This is a genomic window from Lacinutrix sp. MEBiC02595, from assembly GCF_053601555.1.
In genome coordinates this window covers 1-3,000 of the sequence record NZ_JBSHNU010000084.1, presented here as the reverse complement: position 1 = coordinate 3,000, position 3,000 = coordinate 1, and the positions used below count along the sequence as shown (strand labels likewise).

Below are 3,000 nucleotides of genomic sequence, written 5' to 3'. Positions count from 1 at the left end.
GTTTATAAAATCAAACAGAATCCAATCCGTAACGTTTTTCAGATTACATTATTCATCTGAGTAATTATTCCCTTGTTGGAAGTTCAGACTTATAGATTTTCCAATAATTTTTGTTGGTGAGTAACTTATAGATAACGTGTTTGTGTATGCTTAGTTGCGTGTGTAAGTTACTAATTTAGTAAATAAAAACGGAATAGAAAATCTGCAAAGATTTTCCGAATAGGCGAGAACCAAGCAATTAAATATACACGGTGTTGGCATTTCGTTGAAGCCATTAGATGGCATAATTATTGATAGATTAAAACAAACCATTAACAATGCGTCAACTCTTTTTCATTATTATTTCGCTTTTCATATTTTCTTGTATTCCAATAAGGATAGCTCCTAATATTGAAACTGATAAATTAGTTAAAGCTAAAAGGTTCAAAAGAGACCTTCCACGTAATTATGGATTTGTTTTTGAAGATCCTAAAGATGCTGATGAGTTTTATAAATTTATTAATGCAAAGTATGATTTAGGATTTATTGATGTCGCATCGAATGTTCCATTATCTATTGACAACAATACTTATTTTCTTTCATTCTACGAAAGAGAAAGAGTGACTAAAACAATTAATTTGATTCCGATTGCGATTGATGCAAGTCTTGAATCAAAAGGAAATAACCCAATTCTTGAAGAAGCACATACATCCAGATCTGGTCATTGGTATTTGGTACTAATCGTTACTAATAATGAATTGAAAGACTGTTTGAATCCAAACTATATTAATCACACCAAAATAATTAAATATCTTAGAAATCTTAAAGAAGAATATCTAACCACTCATAATTATATTGAGACTGTTTTAAAAAGAAACGATTGATTAAGTTACGACGTTTGTAACAATGAATGCCAACGTGTTTGTATATGATTAGTGGCGTGTTTAAGCACCTAATTTAGCAAATTAAAACCGAATAGAAAATCTGCAAAGATTTTCGTAAGCAAGCTAAAACCAGCCATTAATTATATACGGTGTTAGCTGTAGTTTTTAATCTTTTGGTTCAGAAAAATGATTTCCTTGTCCTAACCATTCTCTATTGAGATTTGTTTTTTCGTTAAATTCTAATTGTTCCTTATTTGTTGCATAATCAATTGTAAACCATTCAGTTCCTGCGTCAAAATATGTGTATTTTCCTTTAGTTTTAAATTCTGCTGGTAAATATGAAAACCTTTGAACAAAACTATCAGCTATATAATTTTTCTTTTCGAGTTTCCATTTTTTATCAATTCCATTTACTTTAAAAGAAATCCATTCAACACCATTTTTATCGGTAGACACATTGATATTTTTAAAACTAATTTCTCCATTAGTAATTACTCCCATTCTATTCATAAACTGAATGTATCCTTTCGTACTCAAGTAATCTAGAGTATAAGAAATATAGTCATCGGTGTAATAATAATTGTCAATTTCACTAGACCAAAAGCCAGAAAAAACATATAACATTCCAAAAGGTCTTTTTTTAAATTCTAGTTCAACATTTTCTATTCCCCAATTATTTTTTACATCTAAAAAAACAAGTTCTTTAAGTCGTTTATTAAATTTATAACCTAACGATTCAAAGATTTTGAGTTGTTCATCAAAAGTAGGATTTTTACTTTCATCTTGCTTTACGGTTAGAGTCTGTTCTGTATGAACTTTTTCTTTTTTGTTCTTTTTTCCAGAAAAACCATAAATAATTACTGCTATAATAATTCCAATTATTAATCCCATTTTTTTCATTCAATACTGTATATCGTTAAAATTCTATTTTTAAATATATTGGATTTTTCTGATTTTCAGATTTCGTCGCTCAAATTACAGCTAACGTGTTTGTATATGGTTTGTTGCGTGTTTAAGCACTAAATTTAGCAAATAAAAACCGAATAGAAAATCCGCGAGGGTTTTCGTAAGCAGGCAAGAACTAGCAATAAATTATATACGGTGTTGTATGTAGTTATTTTATTCTTCCAATTGTTGTACTTCGAGTTTTAAAACTAATTAACCCTTTGATGTTCTCATCAGGTTTTTTAATTAATTCATAATCAGGATTATTTTTTGGGTCATTGTCAATGACTATTTCCCAAAACAATAGCTTTTCGAAACAATACTTTGAAATCGGATTATGTAATTCTTTTACTTCATCGGTCATAACTGCTCTTAATTCTTTTGGTAGGTTTTCGTAATGATTTTCGAAAAAATCATATCGTTCATTATTATAAGTTAAAATCACATATTCCAAATCGTCATAGTCAATGTCTTTAGGTATTTTAATTTCCAAATTTTCTCTATTGAGAATTTGGATTCTTTTGTATTTCTCGTTTTTCGTAATCAGTTCTAAATTGAAATCAGTTTTTTCGATGTTTGATATTGTATCGCTATCAATAACTAATCTTAATTTTAAAGGCTTGGAAATAGCTTTTATTTCTTTAATTATAAATGGAATATCGTGCGAAACATATTCGCTATGTTCTCTTATGATATTTTCAACAATTTTTGAATAATTAGTTTCAACAAGCACTTTGTTAAAATCTGGTTCTGTTTTGGCTAGATTTATGAATTTATCTAATCGACCACTTTCATAGTTAGAATATATATGTAAAGTTCTGTCTTTTGCTTCTTGAATATAAAACTTAAAGTTCTTGTCAATAGATGCATTATATTCTTTTACAGTAGCACTATCTGTTATGTCCAAATCATATTCATCAAAAACTAAATTTGTTGATTCAAGTATCTTGTTCTGGTATTTGTCATAATAATCAGCGATTACTTTGTCAGAATTCAGAACGTTAAGAAATTCTTTTGCCTTTTCAGATTGTTCTTGAGCACTCAAAATGAATGTAAAAAACATTAAAATTATTGTCGTTATTCTCATTTTTTTTAATTACATACAACGTGTTTGTATATGGTTTGTTGCGTGTTTAAGCACTAAATTTAGCAAATAAAAACCGAATAGAAAATCCGCGAGGGTTTTCGTAAG

General features: G+C 28.4%; 3 protein-coding genes. 1 reads left to right on the top strand and 2 read right to left on the bottom strand.

All coding sequences use genetic code 11. From position 1 onward, the window contains the following. Positions 1 to 317: 317 nt before the first annotated feature. Entirely contained in the window at positions 318 to 863 is a 546-nt protein-coding gene (locus ACVCZW_RS00360) for a hypothetical protein (RefSeq protein WP_452230194.1), read from the top strand. A 165-nt stretch (positions 864 to 1,028) separates the two neighbouring features. Here the strand turns inward: ACVCZW_RS00360 and ACVCZW_RS00355 are convergent, their stop codons facing one another. Both ACVCZW_RS00355 and ACVCZW_RS00350 read right to left on the bottom strand, forming a co-directional pair. Next, positions 1,029 to 1,754 carry a hypothetical protein gene (locus ACVCZW_RS00355; RefSeq protein ID WP_452231334.1) on the bottom strand — a complete coding sequence of 242 codons (726 nt, stop codon included), beginning with the start codon at positions 1,752 to 1,754 and terminating at the stop codon, positions 1,029 to 1,031. A gap of 223 nt (positions 1,755 to 1,977) precedes the next feature. After that, a complete protein-coding gene (locus ACVCZW_RS00350; protein ID WP_452231333.1) occupies positions 1,978 to 2,895 on the bottom strand; it encodes a hypothetical protein in 918 nt (305 codons plus the stop codon). Between the last annotated feature and the right edge of the window lie 105 nt (positions 2,896 to 3,000).